Annotated in this window: 14 protein-coding genes, 1 other RNA gene and 1 pseudogene; 7 read left to right on the top strand and 9 right to left on the bottom strand. The window is 72.4% G+C overall.

Going from position 1 to position 16,354, the window contains the following annotated elements:
- Nucleotides 1-527: 527 nt before the first annotated feature.
- The 4 genes and pseudogenes from AL2_RS40155 to AL2_RS21925 all read right to left on the bottom strand — a co-directional run.
- Nucleotides 528-620: pseudogene (locus AL2_RS40155) on the bottom strand (DUF2510 domain-containing protein); the annotation flags it as partial.
- 70 nt (nucleotides 621-690) lie between these two features.
- The gene (locus AL2_RS21915) at nucleotides 691-1,089 is read right to left on the bottom strand and encodes a hypothetical protein (RefSeq protein WP_067636372.1); all 399 of its coding nucleotides are present in this window, start codon (nucleotides 1,087-1,089) and stop codon (nucleotides 691-693) included.
- Nucleotides 1,090-1,138: 49 nt separating this feature from the next.
- Entirely contained in the window at nucleotides 1,139-1,483 is a 345-nt protein-coding gene (locus AL2_RS21920) for a DUF6191 domain-containing protein (protein WP_067636374.1), read from the bottom strand.
- Nucleotides 1,484-1,528: 45 nt separating this feature from the next.
- On the bottom strand, nucleotides 1,529-2,077 hold the full coding sequence (locus AL2_RS21925; RefSeq protein ID WP_067636376.1) for a pyridoxamine 5'-phosphate oxidase family protein: 549 nt from the start codon (nucleotides 2,075-2,077) through the stop codon (nucleotides 1,529-1,531).
- 114 nt (nucleotides 2,078-2,191) lie between these two features.
- Between AL2_RS21925 and AL2_RS21930 the strand changes: the two genes are divergently transcribed.
- The 6 genes from AL2_RS21930 to AL2_RS21955 all read left to right on the top strand — a co-directional run bounded on the left by AL2_RS21930 (nucleotide 2,192) and on the right by AL2_RS21955 (nucleotide 7,204).
- On the top strand, nucleotides 2,192-3,013 hold the full coding sequence (locus AL2_RS21930; protein ID WP_067636378.1) for a Nif3-like dinuclear metal center hexameric protein: 822 nt from the start codon (nucleotides 2,192-2,194) through the stop codon (nucleotides 3,011-3,013).
- Nucleotides 3,010-3,753, top strand: coding sequence for a zinc ribbon domain-containing protein (locus tag AL2_RS21935; protein WP_067636380.1), 744 nt, complete (start codon nucleotides 3,010-3,012; stop codon nucleotides 3,751-3,753). Before AL2_RS21930 ends, AL2_RS21935 begins: the two co-directional genes overlap by 4 nt.
- A gap of 2 nt (nucleotides 3,754-3,755) precedes the next feature.
- Nucleotides 3,756-4,895: a bifunctional RNase H/acid phosphatase gene (locus AL2_RS21940; protein WP_067636382.1), complete on the top strand. Its 1,140-nt coding sequence runs from the start codon at nucleotides 3,756-3,758 to the stop codon at nucleotides 4,893-4,895.
- A 44-nt stretch (nucleotides 4,896-4,939) separates the two neighbouring features.
- Nucleotides 4,940-6,283: a TrpB-like pyridoxal phosphate-dependent enzyme gene (locus tag AL2_RS21945; RefSeq protein WP_067636384.1), complete on the top strand. Its 1,344-nt coding sequence runs from the start codon at nucleotides 4,940-4,942 to the stop codon at nucleotides 6,281-6,283.
- Between the two features lie 50 nt (nucleotides 6,284-6,333).
- Nucleotides 6,334-6,732: RNase P RNA component class A (gene rnpB, locus AL2_RS21950), an RNA gene on the top strand.
- 265 nt (nucleotides 6,733-6,997) lie between these two features.
- A complete protein-coding gene (locus AL2_RS21955) occupies nucleotides 6,998-7,204 on the top strand; it encodes a hypothetical protein (protein ID WP_067636386.1) in 207 nt (68 codons plus the stop codon).
- Between the two features lie 203 nt (nucleotides 7,205-7,407).
- Here AL2_RS21955 and AL2_RS21960 read toward each other — a convergent pair whose 3' ends face one another.
- The 3 genes from AL2_RS21960 to AL2_RS21970 form a co-directional block, all read right to left on the bottom strand.
- Nucleotides 7,408-9,648 carry a SulP family inorganic anion transporter gene (locus tag AL2_RS21960; protein ID WP_083946770.1) on the bottom strand — a complete coding sequence of 747 codons (2,241 nt, stop codon included), beginning with the start codon at nucleotides 9,646-9,648 and terminating at the stop codon, nucleotides 7,408-7,410.
- Between the two features lie 127 nt (nucleotides 9,649-9,775).
- On the bottom strand, nucleotides 9,776-11,551 hold the full coding sequence (locus AL2_RS21965; RefSeq protein ID WP_157438293.1) for a hypothetical protein: 1,776 nt from the start codon (nucleotides 11,549-11,551) through the stop codon (nucleotides 9,776-9,778).
- A 253-nt stretch (nucleotides 11,552-11,804) separates the two neighbouring features.
- Nucleotides 11,805-12,395, bottom strand: a complete 591-nt coding sequence (locus tag AL2_RS21970; protein ID WP_245666816.1) for a YbhB/YbcL family Raf kinase inhibitor-like protein — start codon at nucleotides 12,393-12,395, stop codon at nucleotides 11,805-11,807.
- A 389-nt stretch (nucleotides 12,396-12,784) separates the two neighbouring features.
- On the opposite strand from AL2_RS21970, the gene AL2_RS21975 reads away from it, so the two are divergent.
- Nucleotides 12,785-14,158: an NAD(P)/FAD-dependent oxidoreductase gene (locus tag AL2_RS21975; protein ID WP_067636394.1), complete on the top strand. Its 1,374-nt coding sequence runs from the start codon at nucleotides 12,785-12,787 to the stop codon at nucleotides 14,156-14,158.
- 199 nt (nucleotides 14,159-14,357) lie between these two features.
- Here AL2_RS21975 and AL2_RS21980 read toward each other — a convergent pair whose 3' ends face one another.
- Both AL2_RS21980 and AL2_RS21985 read right to left on the bottom strand, forming a co-directional pair.
- Nucleotides 14,358-15,167: an ABC transporter permease gene (locus tag AL2_RS21980; RefSeq protein ID WP_067636396.1), complete on the bottom strand. Its 810-nt coding sequence runs from the start codon at nucleotides 15,165-15,167 to the stop codon at nucleotides 14,358-14,360.
- Nucleotides 15,164-16,156 (bottom strand): ATP-binding cassette domain-containing protein, encoded by a 993-nt coding sequence (locus tag AL2_RS21985; protein ID WP_067636398.1) that lies wholly within the window; start codon nucleotides 16,154-16,156, stop codon nucleotides 15,164-15,166. Before AL2_RS21985 ends, AL2_RS21980 begins: the two co-directional genes overlap by 4 nt.
- Between the last annotated feature and the right edge of the window lie 198 nt (nucleotides 16,157-16,354).

Genomic DNA, 16,354 nt, shown 5'->3' on the forward strand with positions numbered 1-16,354 from the left:
CCCGCTGCGTGCGGCTGAGCGACCGTGCCGACCGGCGGCCGCGCCGGTGCGGCGGGCGATGCCGGCGGCGTTCCACCGTGCTTCGCCAGGAACGTCGACGCGCCGGTGCCCGGCGGCGGTGCGGGCGAAGGCGGCGCGGCTCGCGGGGAGGAGGGCGGTGGCGTCACGGGAGCGGACGGCGGCAAGTGCGCCTCGGGTGGTGCCCAGGGTGGTGGCGCCTGAACCGGTGCGGCAGCGGCCGTCGGCGGCGGGATCGGCGGCGGGATCCGCGGCGGCGGCGCGGGCGCGGCGGGCGATGCGGCTCGCGGCGGTGGCGCGGGCGAGGCCGTGTCCGGGAGGGCGGCCGGCGGCCGGAACGCGGGTGGCGGGCCCGGCGGAGCGGGTGCCCCCGAGGCGGCCGCAGAAGCCGGCGCGGGCCGCTGCGACGCTCCGGATTCAGGTGGCGCTGGAGCGATCTCGGCGGACGCCGGGGGGTCTGCGGGTGGAGTGATGGGGAGGGAGGTGCGGCGGCGGGTGCGGGGTTCGTAGCGGCGTGACTGGCTGGTCCAGGTTCGTCCGTCCCAGTAGCGTTCGCGGCCCATCCACTCTGGATCTGGGTACCACCCAGGTGGTGCGCTCACCGGAAACCCGCCTCCCGTCAGGATCAGATCAAAGGCTTGCGCACGTCACGACAGCCAGTCAACGGAATCGTTAAAGCTTGGGGGTGAAGGGGCGGCGGTGAGCGGGGTCGTCGGGCTCGGCGAGGCCGCGCAGGGCCGTCTCGACGAGCTCGATGGCGCGCAGGACGGCGACGAGGCGGGCGCCCTCGCGGCGGTAGGCGTCCAGGACGGAGTCGACGCCGTGCGGCGGGACGACGTCGCCGAGGTCGACGCGGGCGGTGCGGAAGCCCTCGCGGGCAGCCTCGACGGACGCGCCGACGTGCTGGCGGGCCATCCGGGCGAGGGCGATGGGGTAGCGGCGCAGGACGCCGTAGCGCCGGTACTCGGGCGGGACGAGCTCGAGCAGCCAGCCGAGGGCGGTGTCCTCGAAACGGTCGGTGCCCGGTGGGTGCACCTGCGCGGGCCAGCCGGGCGGAACGTAGGTGCTCACGAAGGCAGGATAACGCGAATTCGAATCTATGTTCGATACAAAACGGACACTATTCGAGGCGCGGGGTGCGCCGGATCCGGATCTTGCCGGAGTTCAGGTCGTCCCGCGTGCTGCCGTCGCCGGCCTGCTCGTGGTCGTCCTGGCGCAGCACCTTCTGCCGCTCCTGCTCCTCGACCTTGACCTTCTTCGAGCCCTCGAACGCCGACGCGAGGTCCTCGAACAGGCCGCCGCCGGAACTGGCGCCGGTCTCGCCGTCGCCGCGGATGGCTGCCATCAGGGACGACTTGCCCGTCCCCTCGCGGGGCCATTCGACGATCTCCGGCTCGGCCGCCTCCGGGCGGTTGCCCATCGGACGGCCCTTGACGCGCTTGCGGCGCCGAAAGGGTGACTTCACACAGACTCCAACGCGATGAGTCTCCAGATTGATCCCAGCGGACATTCAGGTTACAAACGACCACCGGGTGGGAGAACCGGTGAAATCTCCCTGGCGGAGCCCGAACACCGACTGTGGGCGCACCGCTACGGTGGCGTTCACCTCCGGGTCCAGGAAGTCGACACGATAGCGGGTGGCGTACTTGGAGTTGACCAGGTCGATGAACCGCTGGAGATCCTTGGTCTCGGTGAGGATCTCGGCCCGCCCCTCGATGACGACGGGGTTCTCCGCCTCCTCCGTCGTCACCACGACCTGCGGGTTCGCCCGCAGGTTCACCATCTTCCGGGACGGGACGGCGCTGCTGAACAGCAGTGCCTCGCCCGACCAGGCCCCCCACACGGGCATGGCGTGCGGGCGCCCGTCCGGCCGCACCGTGCACACCCAGAAGTTGCGTGCCGCGCGCAGCTGTTCGACGGCCCACGACCAGGGCAGCAGTCCGCTCCCCTCGTCCGGCCCGACGATGCCGTAACCGGGCATGTACGGGCGTTCGGCCTTGGGCCCGGCCGGGTCGATGGGCTCGATGGGCTCAGGTTCCGCGGCGGCGGCAGCCGGCATGGCGTTCCCTTCTCGATCGTGCACTGTCCCGTCCCATATCGTTACAGACCCCGGCCTCCTGTGGCGACGCTCGGCGGCTCGGTTGCGGCGGCTCGGCGCGGTAGCCTGCGGGACGTGCGCCTATCCCATGTCATCACGGTTCTGGAGGAGCTTTACCCACCCGCGTGGGCGGAGTCCTGGGACGCGGTCGGCCTGGTCTGCGGCGACCCCGACCAGGAGGTCGGACGGGTCCTGTTCGCCGTCGACCCCGTCGCGGCCGTGATCGACGAGGCGCTGGAGTGGGGAGCCGACCTGGTCGTCACGCACCATCCGCTGCTGCTGCGCGGGGTGCACTCGGTCGCCGCCACCACCCCGAAGGGCCGGCTCGTCCACCGGATGATCGCGAACGGCATCGCGCTGCACACCGCGCACACCAACGCCGACCGGGCCGACCCCGGCGTCTCGGACGCGCTGGCGCGGGCCGTCGGCCTCACCGGCGACCTGCGTCCGATGGTCCCCGACGGCGACGATCCGCGCCGCGGACTCGGCCGCATCGGGGAGCTGGACGAGCCCGTCACGCTGCGGGAGTTCACCGGGCGGGCCGCCGCCGGGCTGCCGTCCACCGCCTGGGGCGTCCGCGCCGCGGGGGACCCGGACGCCGTCGTCCGCACCGTCGCCGTCTGCGGCGGCGCCGGCGACTCCCTCCTCGACACCGCGCGGTCCGCCGGTGTCGACGCCTACCTCACCGCCGACCTGCGGCACCACCCCACGTCGGAGTTCGCCGAGCACGGCGGCCCCGCCCTGGTGGACGCCGCGCACTGGGCGACCGAATGGCCGTGGCTGGCCGACGCCGGACGCCGGCTCGCCGCGTCCTCCCCAGAAGCGGGCAAGTTGGAGACACGGGTGTCCACGCTCGTCACCGACGCGTGGCGCCTCCACGCAGAAGGAGCACAGTGAAAGCCGCACCGCAAGCCCAGCTTCGCCTGATCGACCTGCAGGATCTCGACAGCTCGCTGGACCGGCTGGCGCACCGCCGCCGCACGCTGCCCGAACTGGCGGAGATCGAGCGGCTGGAGGGACGTCTCACCGAACTGCGCGACGCGCTCGTCGCGGCCGAGACCGAGGTCGGCGACCTGCAGCGGGAGCAGCGGAAGGCCGAGCAGGACGTCGAACAGGTCCGCACCCGCGCCGACCGCGACCAGAAGCGGCTCGACTCCGGCCAGGTGACCTCCGCGAAGGACCTGAGCAGCCTGCAGGCGGAGATCGAGTCGCTGCAGCGCCGCCAGTCCGACCTGGAGGAGGTGGTGCTGGAGATCATGGAGCGGACGGAGGAGGCCGAGGGCAAGGTCGCCGCGATACGCGCCGACCAGTCCGCCGCGCAAGAGGAGCTGGCCGGGCTCGCCGAGCGTCGTGACACCGCCCAGCGGGAGATCGACGAGGCGGCCGGGACGACCAGCACCGCGCGCACCGCCGTCGCCAAGGACGTCCCGGACGATTTGCTCGCCCTCTACGAGAAGCTGCGCGGCCAGTTCGGCGGCGTGGGCGCGGCCAAGCTGTTCCGCGGCGCGTGCCAGGGCTGCCACCTGGCCCTCAACACCGTCGACCTGAACACCATGCGCGCCGCGGCCGAGGACGAGGTCATCCGCTGCGAGGAATGCCGCCGGATCCTCGTCCGCACCCCCGAGTCGGGCCTGTGAGTGTGGTTGCCGGGGGGCGTGGGGGGTCGTCCCCCCACAAAGGCACGACCCGCAAGCTGGTCGTCGAGGCGGACGGGGGTTCGCGCGGCAACCCGGGCCCGGCCGGGTACGGGGCCCTCGTCCGGGACGCGCTGACCGGTGAGGTCCTCGCCGAGGTCGCCGAGTCGATCGGGCACGCCACCAACAATGTGGCCGAGTACCGCGGGCTGATCGCCGGGCTGACGGCCGCCGCCGGGATCGACCCGTCCGCCCGCGTCGAGGTCCGGATGGACTCCAAGCTCGTCGTGGAGCAGATGTCCGGCCGCTGGAAGATCAAGCACCCGGACATGATCCCGCTGGCGCTGGAGGCACGGGAGGCCGCGGCCGGGCTGGGCTCGGTGTCCTACGGCTGGATCCCGCGCAACCGGAACGCGCACGCCGACCGGCTCGCGAACGAGGCCATGGACGCCGCCGCGCGCGGCGAGCACTGGACCCGCAAGGTCGAGGAGGCGCCGGGGGAGCCGGAGCCGCCGCCGCGCCGGGCTTCCTCCACTCCGACGACCACGGTCCTGCTGCGGCACGGCGAGACGCCCCTCTCGGTCGAGAAGCGCTTCGCCGGAATCGGCGACGTTCCGCTGACGGCGAACGGCGTCGCCCAGGCCCGCGCCGCCGCCCTCTCCCTCAAAGACCGCGGGCTCGACGCGATCGTCACCTCGCCGCTCGCCCGCTGCCGCGACACGGCCGCCGAGGTCGCCGCCGTCACCGGCCTGGACGTCCGCGTCGAGGACGGATTCCGCGAGACCGACTTCGGCGAGTGGGAGGGCCTCACGTTCGCCGAGGCGGGCAAGGGGTGGCCCGCCGAGATGAAGGCCTGGCTCGCCGACCCCGACGCCTCGCCGCCCGGCGGGGAGAGCTTCGCCCAGGTGTCCCGCCGCGTCCGCACGGCCCTGGACAAGCTCAAGGTCCGCTACCGCGAGCAGACGGTCCTGGTGGTCTCGCACGTCACGCCCATCAAGCTCCTGGTCAAGGACGCCCTGGGCGCGCCCATGCCGTCCCTCTACCGGATGCACCTGGACGTGGCGGCACTCTCGTCCATCGACTGGTACGCCGACGGTCCCGCGACCCTGCGCGGCTTCAACGACGTCCACCACCTTCCCTCTTGACCCACGGACGCCTACCCTCCCCATAGGTGACCTGGGGAGGGACCGTGAACACCAAGATCCTGCTGGACGAATCGAAGCTCCCGAGCCGCTGGTACAACGTCGTCCCCGACCTGCCCGCGCCGCCGCCCCCGCCGCTGCACCCGGGGACGCGCGAGCCGGTCGGGCCGGACGACCTGGCCCCGCTGTTCCCCATGGACCTCATCGCCCAGGAGGTCAGCGGTGACCGCTACATCGACATCCCCGAAGAGGTACGCGAGGTCTACCGCCTCTGGCGCCCGACGCCGCTGATCCGGGCGCACCGCCTGGAACGCGCCCTCGGCACGCCCGCCCGCATCTACGTCAAGTACGAGGGCGTCTCACCGGTCGGCTCGCACAAGCCGAACACGGCCGTCCCGCAGGCGTACTACAACGCGCGCCAAGGCGTCCGCCGGCTGACCACCGAAACCGGCGCAGGCCAGTGGGGGAGCGCCCTGGCCTTCGCATGCGCCCAGTTCTCCCTCGACTGCGAGATCTGGATGGTGCGGGCCTCCTACGACCAGAAGCCGTACCGCCGCTCGATGATGGAGCTGTACGGCGCCCAGGTGCACGCGAGCCCCTCACCCCTGACATCCTCCGGCGCCAAGATCCTCGCGGACGCCCCGGACTCGCCCGGCTCCCTGGGCATAGCGATCTCCGAAGCGGTCGAATCCGCCTCCCCCGACGACACCCGTTACGCCCTCGGCAGCGTCCTGAACCACGTCCTCCTGCACCAGACGGTCATAGGCGAGGAGGCCCTGGAGCAACTGGCCATGGTCGGCGACACCCCGGACCTGATCGTGGGCTGCACCGGCGGCGGCTCGAACTTCGCCGGCCTGTTCTTCCCGTTCCTCCGCGAGAAACTGCAAGGCCGCATGAACCCGGACATCCGCGCCGTGGAACCCGCCGCCTGCCCGTCCTTCACCCGCGGCCACTACGCCTACGACTTCGGCGACACCGCCGGCTTCACACCCCTCCTCAAGATGCACACCCTCGGGCACGACTTCATCCCCGACCCCATCCACGCGGGCGGCCTCCGCTACCACGGCATGGCCCCGCTGCTCTCCCACATGTACGAGCTGAACCTCTTCGAGGCCGAAGCGAAGCACCAGCGCGAGTGCTTCGAGGCGGGCGTCCTGTTCGCCCGCACGGAGGGCATCGTCCCGGCCCCCGAACCCACCCACGCCCTGGCCGCCGCCATCGCCGAGGCCCGCCACTGCGCCGAGACGGGCGAACCCAAGGTCATCCTCACCGCCCTCTGCGGCCACGGCCACCTCGACATGGCGGCCTACGACCGCTACCTTTCCGGCACCATGGAAGACCACGCCCTCCCCCAGTCCCGCCTGGACGAGGCCATGTCCACCCTTCCGTGACCGCGGGGCGAGCGCCTCGCTCGACCCGCTAACCTTCTACGTACGGCGGACGAGCCGGCCGGGCGGCCGCGTCGGGGAGCGATCCCCGTCGAGGAAAGTCCGGGCTCCACAGGGCAGGGTGGTCGGTAACACCGACCCGGGGTGACCCGCGGGACAGTGCCACAGAAAGCAGACCGCCACCGCCTCGCGCGGTGGTAAGGGTGAAACGGTGAGGTAAGAGCTCACCAGCGCCCACGGTGACGTGGGCGGCTCGGTAAACCCCACCCGGAGCAAGGTCAAGAAGGGGCCCCGCAAGAGGCCCCGCGCAGGCGCTTGAGGGCGGCCCGCCCGAGCCTGCGGGTAGACCGCTGGAGGCCGCCGGCAACGGCGGCCCGAGATGGATGGCCGTCACCCGCCGCCCCGCAAGGGACGGCGGACCACAGAACCCGGCTTACAGGCCGACTCGTCCGCCCTGTCCCTCTCGCCTGCGCCGCAGCCCTCATTGTTCTCGGCCATCGTGGCGTGCCCTAGACGCGGCTGGACGGCCTTCGGGTTCAAGCTCGCCCGGATGAGCCGGGGCGTGGGGAGTCGCGTTGCGCCAGGCGACTCTGGCGAATCGGGTCACCGGACACAGAAGGGATGAAACACGGCGCTTACTGTCCTGGTAAGAGCTGATCGCCTTGATCGGTGACAGCGGCGGGGCCGGGGTTCTGGGCCCCGTGGAGAGGAGCGCTGATGATCATCATCGTGTTCATGGCCCTCGTGCTCGCCGGGCTGCTGGGTGGCCTCGCGTACCTGTGGGACTTCTCGCGCGCCAGCCGGCGTGACGCGCTGTTCCTTCCGGCGCAGGACGGCCGCGCCCGCCGCGCGCGCCGGGTGACGGGGATGTACGTGCGCGACTACCGGGACGACGACGAACGCGACGGGCAGCTGGTCGGCTGACCGGACGCCGGCGGATCGGGGGTCGCCGATCCGCCGGGGCACGGGGGCGCGGCGCCGGACCGCACGCACCGGGGTGTGCGGACCGGGCGCCGGCCCGCCGGGCGCGGGGCCGGGGTCTCCGCCCGCGGGACGAGCCCGCCGGGAAGCCGGGGCCGGCGGGAGGCGTGCGGGCCGTCCTGACGGGGGGACGGCCCGCACCTCGTTCAGCCGACGGTGTGGGTGTCCGGGGCCTCGTCCGGGACGCGGGCGAACGTGCCGGTGGCGCGGTCGAGGATCTCGACCGTCGCGGACGAGAGGTCCAGGTAGAGGCCGACCAGCTCGATCTCGCCGGACTCGACCCGGTCCCGCAGCCACGGGTAGGTCAGCAGGTTGTCGAGCTGCTGCATCACGTTGATCTTGCAGAGCCGGGTGAGGGGCGGCTCGTCCCAGCCGTCCGGGTCGGTGGCGAGGAAGCGGGCGAGGCTGTGGTTGCCGTGCCGCAGCCACCGCGACAGCCCGGTCAGGTGCTCGACCTCGGTGCCGCCGGCGAGCAGCGCGGCCATCGCGCCGCAGTTGGAGTGGCCGCAGATCGTGATCGTCCGGATGTCGAGGACGTTGGTGGCGTACTCGACGGTGGCGGAGACGGAGTCGTCGGGCGTCCGGGACCCGTGCCGGGGGACGAGGGCGCCGACGTTGCGGTTGATGAACAGGTCGCCGGGGCCGCTGGCGGTGATGATGTTGGGCACGACGCGCGAGTCCACGCAGGTGATGAACAGGTGCTGCGGCTTCTGCTCCATCGCCAGTTCGGCCATGATCGGCCGGACGAGGCGGGCCGTGCTGCCGTGGTACTCGCGGACGCCGTCCAGCAGGACCGCCGCCGGGGACGTCTCCGGCGCGTCGAGCTCGGCCTCCGTGCGGCGCCGCCGATTCGCCCAGGGGGCCCACCAGCGGGACGGCGGGGCTGCTTTACGTGGCTGAGTCATATCGCCTGTCACGGCTCTTTCATACCAAGCCTCGTGAACCTCGTCGATGTCGACCCTCCCCCCTTGGCGTTCGTGCGCGAGCCGCCACTGGTGGATCGCGTCGAACGCGGCATGGTCCATGAAGTCGACATTGAGGTCCAGGTCGACGCCGTAGCCGGCCGGGATCTCCTGCAGCGCGCGGGTCACCCGGGGGACGCCGAGGAAGGTGAACGTCCCCTCGACGACCACGTGCCGGCGGGGCGGGACGGGCCCGTCGCCCGGCACGGGCACGAGTTCCTCGGTCCGGACCGACAGCCGCGTCAGTCGGCGCAGCGCCATCACCGCCATGATCGCGACGCCCACCAGGACGCCTTCGCCCAGCCCCAGCAGGACGACGCCGGCGAGGGTGCCGTAGTAGGCGGGCGCCTCCCGGTGGTGGCGCAGGTCGCGGACGCGGGCGAGGTCGGTCAGCCGCAGCCCGAGCACGACCAGCAGCGCGGCGAGCGCGGACAGCGGGACCCGCCCGATGAGCGGTGCGCACGCCAGCGCGAGGACGAGCACCCAGACGCCGTGCAGGACGGGTGACAGCCGGGTGCGTCCGCCGGCGTCCACGTTGGCGGTGCTGCGGACGATCACGCCCGCGACCGGCAGCCCGCCGAGCAGCCCGGACACGGCGTTGGCGGCACCTTGCGCGCGCAGCTCCCGGTCGAGGTCGGCGGGCGGGATCCCGTCCGGCCTGATGCGGTCGACCGCCACGCTGCACAGCAGCGACGCGACGGCGGCGACCAGCGCGACGGAGACGACGGCCCCCGCGATCCCGATCGGCGAGCCGTCCGGGAGGACGGGGGCGGTCCAGCCGTCCAGCGGCGAGTCCGGCAGGTGGACGCGCGGCACCGGCAGGCCGAGGCCCCAGGCGGCGGCGGTCGCGAGGGCGACGGCGGGCAGCGGACCCGGGACGAGGCGCAGCCGCCCGCCGCGCGGCAGCCGCGACCAGCCGGCCAGGACGAGGACGGTCAGCGCGCCGATGAGCGCCGGCCCCGGCGCCGGGTGCAGGAGCTGTCCGGGCAGTTCCCGCAGGTCGGCGACGGCGGACTGCTGCGGGCTGCCGCCGAGCACGACATGCGCCTGCGCGAGGACGATCACGACGCCGATCCCGGCGAGCATCCCGTGCACGACGGCGGGGGACACGGCGAGCGCGGCCCGCGCCACCCGCCCGGCGCCGAGGAGGAGCTGCACCAGCCCGCCGAGCATGGTGATCGTGCACGTGGCGCGCCAGCCGTAGGTCTGGACGAGTTCCGCCACGAGGACGGTGAGCCCGGCGGCCGGCCCGCTGACCTGCAGCGGGGAGCCGCCCAGCAGGCCCGCGACGATCCCGCCGGTGACGGCCGCGATCAGCCCGGCGGCGACCGGGGCGCCGGACGCGACCGCGATGGCGAGCGACAGCGGGACCGCGACGAGGAAGACGACGAACGACGCGAGCAGATCCCGTCGCAGAATGGACACGTTGCGTGTCTTTGAAGTCACACACCGTATATAAGCATGACTAAGCGCGGCTTCACGCACGCACGCGCCCGGAACACGGCGAGGGCCGCCGGACGGATCCGGCGGCCCTCGGTCGTGCGCGTGCGCGTCAGCGGCGGTAGTTCTCCCAGTCGTCCTGGGACTGGCGGTTCCCGTACGGAGGGTTGTCGTCCTGCTGGCCGCCCTGGTAGCCGCCCTGCTGCTGCGAGCCGCCGCTGTAGTAGCCGGGGTTGTACGCCTGCGTGGAGTTCGGGTCGGCGTAGCCGCCCTGCGCACCCGGGTCGTGCGGCGCGGCCAGCGGGTCGCCGCCGCCGTTGTAGCTGCTGCCGCTGAAGTCGCCGTAGACGCCGCCGGAGCCGCTGCCGGAGCCGCCGTACGGTTCGTGGCCGCCACCGCCGAGCGGGTCGTCGTAGCGCGTGGACTCGCCGTAGGCCGGGGCGGTGGGGTAGCCGTCGTTCTGCGGCTGGCCCTGCCCGTAGCCGGACGGTGCGCCGAGGCCGGAGTCGTAGCCGGAGCCCATGCCCGGGTCGTACCCGCCGCCCTGCCCGCCGCCCTGCCCGCCGGACGACCACGGGCCGGTGTTCCCCGTGCCGCCCGTGCTGCCCGAGGGCGAGCTCGTCCCGTAGGAGCCGGTGCTCAGCGGGTCGCCGAGCGGGTCGTTCAGGGAGCCGCCGCCGTAGGAGCCGCCCGGGTCGGACGAGGGCGCCGAGCCCACCGTCCGCTGCCGGTCGGACTGGATGCGCTGGAGCAGCTCGTCCACCGTCGGGAGCTTGTGGCCGTCGGTGTCGGTCCCGCCGCCGTGCGCGGCCGCGGGCACCGGAGCCGCGGGGGAGGGGGGCGGTCCGGCCGGCTCGTCGGGACGGCCGAGCGGCAGCCCGAGCGGGTCGGACGCCCGCGGGTCGCCGCCGCGCCCGCCGCCGGGGCCGAGCGGCATGTCGTAGTCCTGGCGTCCGCCGGGAGGCGGCCCGGCGGCCGGGCGCCCGCCCAGCGGGTCGGCGCCGTAGTCGCCGTAGGACGGTTCGCGTGAGCCGTACTGGGGCTGCTCGGGAACGCCGTACTGGTCCTGGCCGCCGTAGGACGGGTCGCCGGCGGCGCCGTACGCGGGCTGCGGCTCATGCCCGCCGTACACCGGCTGGTCGGGCATGCCCGGACCGCCGTAGGACGGGCCGCCGAGGTCGGCGGGGACCGGGTCGAGGGACGTCGCGCCGGGGTCGTTGCCGAACGGCGCGCCGCCCGGGAACCCGCCCGGGGCCGGCATCTGCTGCGGGCCGGTGCCGCCGCCCTGCCCGCCGGGGTGGCCGCCCAGGCCGTTGAGCACGGTGCCGTCGGCGCTCAGCGAGACCGGCTGGGTCAGCTGGGGCTGCTCGGCCGGCGGCTGCTCGGGTGGCGGACCCTGCGCGTTCAGCGGGTCGGCGGCGAAGTCGGGCTCGGGCCGCTCGCCCTCGTGGTCGCGGTCGTGCTGCCAGGGGAACTTGGGCTTGTCGAAGGTGATCGTCGCCCAGTAGTCGTCGTCCTCCATCTCGTCGGACGCCTGGCCGCTCGGCGCGGGGGGCGGCGGGGACGGGACGGCGGTGGGCGCGGCGAGCGGCCCGCCGCCGCCGCCGGCGACGCGGCGGTCGGGCGCGGCCACGGGCTCGGGCGCGCGGTCGTAGCCGCCGTCGTAGCCCTCGTCGTACCCGTCGTTGTAACCGGGGCCGTAGTCGTCGTGAACGCCCGGCTGTTCCTGCGGCGGGACTCCCCGGCGGCCCCGCGGCTGCTGCGGTTCGTCGTCCATCCAGTCGTCGTCGTCGCGTCCCGCCCTGCTGGCCCGCAGGCCCAGGGCCACGAGGACGACCACCAGGACCACGACCACAATGAGGCCGAAGACCACGATGTAAGAAGTCATGCCACCACCCAATGCCTTGGCCCAGCGAGAGTCGCCGGCGCGGACCGCGGGTCCGTCCCGATTGTCGCAAGCGTCCGGATATTCACGGGCCTAACCCGATTCTGTCCGACCGCTATGACCGTTGTCACACCCTTCGCGCATATTCACCCTCACACGGCGCGTACCGATCGGCCAACCTCGCCGATCCGCACACCCCTGTCGGCTCCGGCCCCCCGAGGGGTCCGCCTTGACCCGGTGCTCTCAGGCCCCATGGTCAACGCGCCTGCTCGCCGCCGAAGTTCCCGATGATCCGCCCGCGCCCGATGGTGTGCTGGGCGATGGCCGGAAGCGAGTCCTTCAGCTCGGCGCCGTTCTGGAACGGTGCCGGATCGTCCAGTGCGTAGATGGTGAACCGGTACCGATGCTCTTGTCCCTTGGGCGGGCACGGTGCCGAGTAGCCCGCCTTCTTGCCTGTGGTCAACCCTTCGACGGCCCTGTCCAGCCGGGCGTCCTCGACGATCTCGTTCACCGTTCCGTCGATGCCCGCGATCACCCAGTGGACGTAGGCGCCGCCGGAGGCGTCCGGGTCGTCCATGACGATCGCGAACGACTTGGCGCCGGCCGGCGCCGACCATCGAAGGGGCGGGGTCCTTCCCTGCCCGCCAGGGTACGTCGTGCAGCCGTACCGCGGGGGCAAGTCGCCGCCATCGCGGAAGACCGGGCTGGTCACCGTGAACCACTCCGACAGTTCGGCGCTCTTGTTCTGCGGCGGCCCGATCAGCCCGCAGCCGCTGAGTGCCCCGGCGAGGGCGAGGGCGAGGACGCCCGCCGCGGGCGGGGTCGGACGCCGGTCTCTGCTCATCATCGATACGCTCCCGGGCGAGATCGTAGCCCGCGTGCCGCGGGGTCGCCGTCATCTCGGTCCCGCTCATCGGCCGCGCGCGTCCCGCCGGCGGCGCCCCCTTCCTCGTCCGCCCCAACCATAGGGCTTTCCCGGGAGTGCGACGGGCGGTTCGCGGGGCCGCCCGCCGGACGGTCCGGCGAAGTCTCCTGTGACGTGCGTCATGCGTGCTTTGCCCCGCTCCACCCTGTTATTTGAGAAGGAGTGGCGGGTTTCACACCCGATCCGGCCCCCTGCTTTACCAGGACAGGAAGTTTTCGGGTTCTTCGCTGGTTAATCGTTGGTGTCAGACAGGTTCCATCGGCTAGCTTGTGAATGTCTTCACAAGCCGACCGTGACATTGGAGGGCCGCAATGGCCAGGACCGCCGAGCAGACCTCTGGCGCTCCCCACATCCTCATCGTGGGTGGCGGCTATGTGGGCATGTACACCGCGCTCCGTCTGCAGAAGAAGCTGAAGCGGGAGCTCAGACGCGGCGAGGTCAAGGTCACCGTCGTTGACCCCAACTCGTACATGACGTACCAGCCGTTCCTCCCCGAGGCCGCCGCCGGGAACATCTCCCCGCGGCACGTCGTCGTCCCGCTCCGCCGGGTGCTGCCCAAGTGCACCGTGCGCAAGGCGCGCGTCACCGAGCTGGCACACGACGAGGGGTGGGCGATCGTCCAGCCGCTGTCCGGGCCCCCGGAGCGGATCTCCTACGACTACCTGGTCATGGCCGCCGGGGCGGTGCCGCGCCTGCTGCCGATCCCCGGGCTCGCCGAGCACGGCATCAGCCTCAAGACCGTCGGCGAGGCCATCCACCTGCGCAACCACGTGCTGGAGCAGCTGGAGATCGCCGAGTCGACCGACGACGTCGAGGTGCGCCGCAAGGCGCTGACCTTCGTGTTCGTCGGCGGCGGTTTCGCCGGCGTCGAGGCCGTCGCCGAGCTGGAGGACATGACCCGCGACGCGACCAAGTACATGCGCAAGGTGACCCCGCAGGACCTGCGGTTCATGCTCGTCGAGGCCGCCGGCCGCATCCTGCCCGAGGTCGGCCCCGACATGGGCAAGTGGACCGCCGAGCAGCTGCGCGGGCGCGGCATCGCCGTGAAGATGAACACCTACCTGGAGTCGGCGGTCGACGGGCGGATCGAACTGTCGGACGGCAGCAGCTTCCAGGCCGGGACGCTGGTGTGGAACGCGGGCGTCAAGCCGTCGCCGGTCGTCCGGAACGGCGACCTGCCGCTGGACGAGCGGGGCCGCGTCAAGGGCACCGAGTACCTCACCATCGAGGGCCTGGTGCGGGCGTTCACCGCCGGCGACAACGCCGCCATCCCGGACCTGACGCAGGAGGGCATGTTCTGCCCGCCGAACGCCCAGCACGCCGCCCGGCAGGCGAAGGTCCTCGCCGACAACGTCGTCCGGTCCATGCGCGGCAAGACCCTCAAGCCGTACGTGCACGCCAACATCGGCGCCGTCGCCGGGCTCGGCCTGCACAAGGGCGTCGCCCAGGTCTACGGCTTCAAGGTCAAGGGCTGGCCCGCGTGGTTCATGCACCGCAGCTACCACGGCGCGAAGGTCCCGACCTTCAACCGCAAGCTGCGCGTCGTCGCCGACTGGACGCTCGCGCTGTTCCTCAAGCGCGAGACCGTCTCGCTCGCGACCGTCGAGCAGCCGCGCGCCGACTTCCAGCTCGCCGCCCTCGACGACACCAGGGCCAAGAGCAAGGCCAAGGAGGCCGCGGCCTGACCGCGCTCTGACCCCGGCCTCAGGCCGGCCACCTCACGCCCCGGCGGTTCCCGCGACCGCCGGGGCGTTCCGCGTCCCCGGGCAAGGGACAATCGGCGGGTGCGGATCGTCTTGCCCGCCTCGCACGTCCACCCACGGGCAGGCGCGTGGAGCGAGCGCCTGCCCGTGACGGGGTCAGCGGGGGACTACCCCCGACAGATCATGCGCGCCGCTTGAAGGCGCGCAGGGACAGCGGGGCGAACACCAGGGAGATGCCGACTCCCCAGGCCAGGGCGATCATGGAGTGTTCGAGGACGGGGCCGCCCACCAGGAGACCGCGCATGGCCTCGACCAGGTGCGTCACCGGGCTGTTGTCCATGACGTACGCCACCGGGCCGGGGATGCCCTCGGTCGACTTGATGAACGCGGTGCTGAGGAAGCTCAGCGGGAAGATCACCACGAATCCGAAGATCTGCACCTTCTCCGGCTCGTTGACCTTCATCGCGATGTAGACCGAGGTCCAGGAGAACAGGATCGCGAAGGTCAGCAGGAGCAGGAACGCGGTGATCAGCGCGATCACGTTCGTCTCGACGCGGAAGCCGATGGCGAAGCCGACCAGCAGCAGGATCACCATCGACCACGCCTGCTTGACGGTGTCGGCGATGATCCGCCCGGCGAGCGGGGCGCTGCGCGCGATCGGCAGGCTCCGGAACCGGTCGAACACCCCCTTGGTGATGTCGGTGTTCAGCCCGAAACCGGTGCTCATCCCAGCGAACAGGGCGTTCTGCGCGATGATCCCGGGGATCACGACGGGCAGGTAGGCGTGGACGCTGCCCTCCATCGGCGGACCGAACACATACGCGAACAGCAGCACGAACATGATGGGCTGGATGGACAGGTCCAGCAGCTCCATCGGGTTGTGCTTGATCTGGACGAGGTTGCGCCAGGCCAGCGTGGTCGTGTTGAGCAGGGCCGTGCCGGGGGCGACCCGCTTGGACAGATCCTGCGGCGCGAGCGACGCGGTGGTCACGTGGACGCCCCTTCCTTGTCGACGGACTGGGCCAGCTCGCCGGCCTCGGCGTCGATGTCGTCGGTGTGGTGGCCGGTGAGGGCGAAGAACACCTCGTCCAGGCTGGACTTGCGGAGCGACAGCTCGCCGACCGCGACGCCGGCGTCGTCGAGGCGGCGGACCACCGCCGGCATGATCTGCGGATCGGTGATCGGGGCGCTGATCAGGCCGTCGCGCACCTCGGGGACGGCCCCGGCCAGCTCGCCGACGATCCTCGCCGCGGTGCCGCCGTCGGCCGCGTGGACCGGGCGCACCTCCAGCACCTGCCCGCCGACCTGCGATTTCAGTGTGTCGGACGTGCCGTGCGCGATGGCCTCGCCGCGGTCGATCACGATGATGTCGTCGGCCAGCTGGTCGGCCTCCTCCAGGTACTGCGTGGTGAGCAGGACGGTGACGCCGTCGTCGGTCAGGCCGCGGACGATCTCCCATAGGCCGTTCCGGCTGCGCGGGTCGAGGCCGGTGGTGGGCTCGTCCAGGAAGAGGATCTGCGGCCGCCCGACCAGGCTCGCCGCCAGGTCGAGGCGGCGGCGCATCCCGCCCGAATAGGTCTTCGCCGCGCGTTCGGCGGCCTCGGTGAGCTGGAACCGCTCCAGCAGTTCGGCGGCCCGCGCCTTGGACGCCCGCCGGGGGATGCCCAGCAGCCGCCCGATCAGGACGAGGTTCTCGGTGCCGGTCAGCATCTCGTCGACCCCGGCGTACTGGCCGGTCAGGCCGATGAGCTGCCGCACCTTGTGCGCGTCCCGGACGACGTCGAACCCGCCGACCTGCGCGCTCCCGGCGGTCGGCTCGATCAGCGTGGCGAGGATGCGGGTCATGGTCGTCTTGCCGGCGCCGTTCGGCCCCAGCACCCCGAGGACCGTCCCGGGTTCCGCGGTGAGCGAGACGCCCGCCAGCGCCCGGGTCTCACCGAACCGCTTCTCCAGGCCCTCGGCCTGGATCGCGTAGGTCATGTGATCTCCTGGTGTTCGTCTGCCGGACGTCTGTGCCCCTCCGACCGGGGGCCAGCCAAAATATGCGGTGTCCGGGGTGGTGTGCATTCGGTTTTTCCGCCGCCCCTGCCAAGCTCTGCCAGATGCGTGAGACGCGTGCTCAACTTCGCATCCGCCACTGACAAAGTCGCATCCGCCACTGACAAAACGTCGCCGGCG

Origin of the sequence: Actinomadura latina NBRC 106108, from assembly GCF_001552195.1 — a bacterium.
Lineage (GTDB): Bacteria > Actinomycetota > Actinomycetes > Streptosporangiales > Streptosporangiaceae > Spirillospora > Spirillospora latina.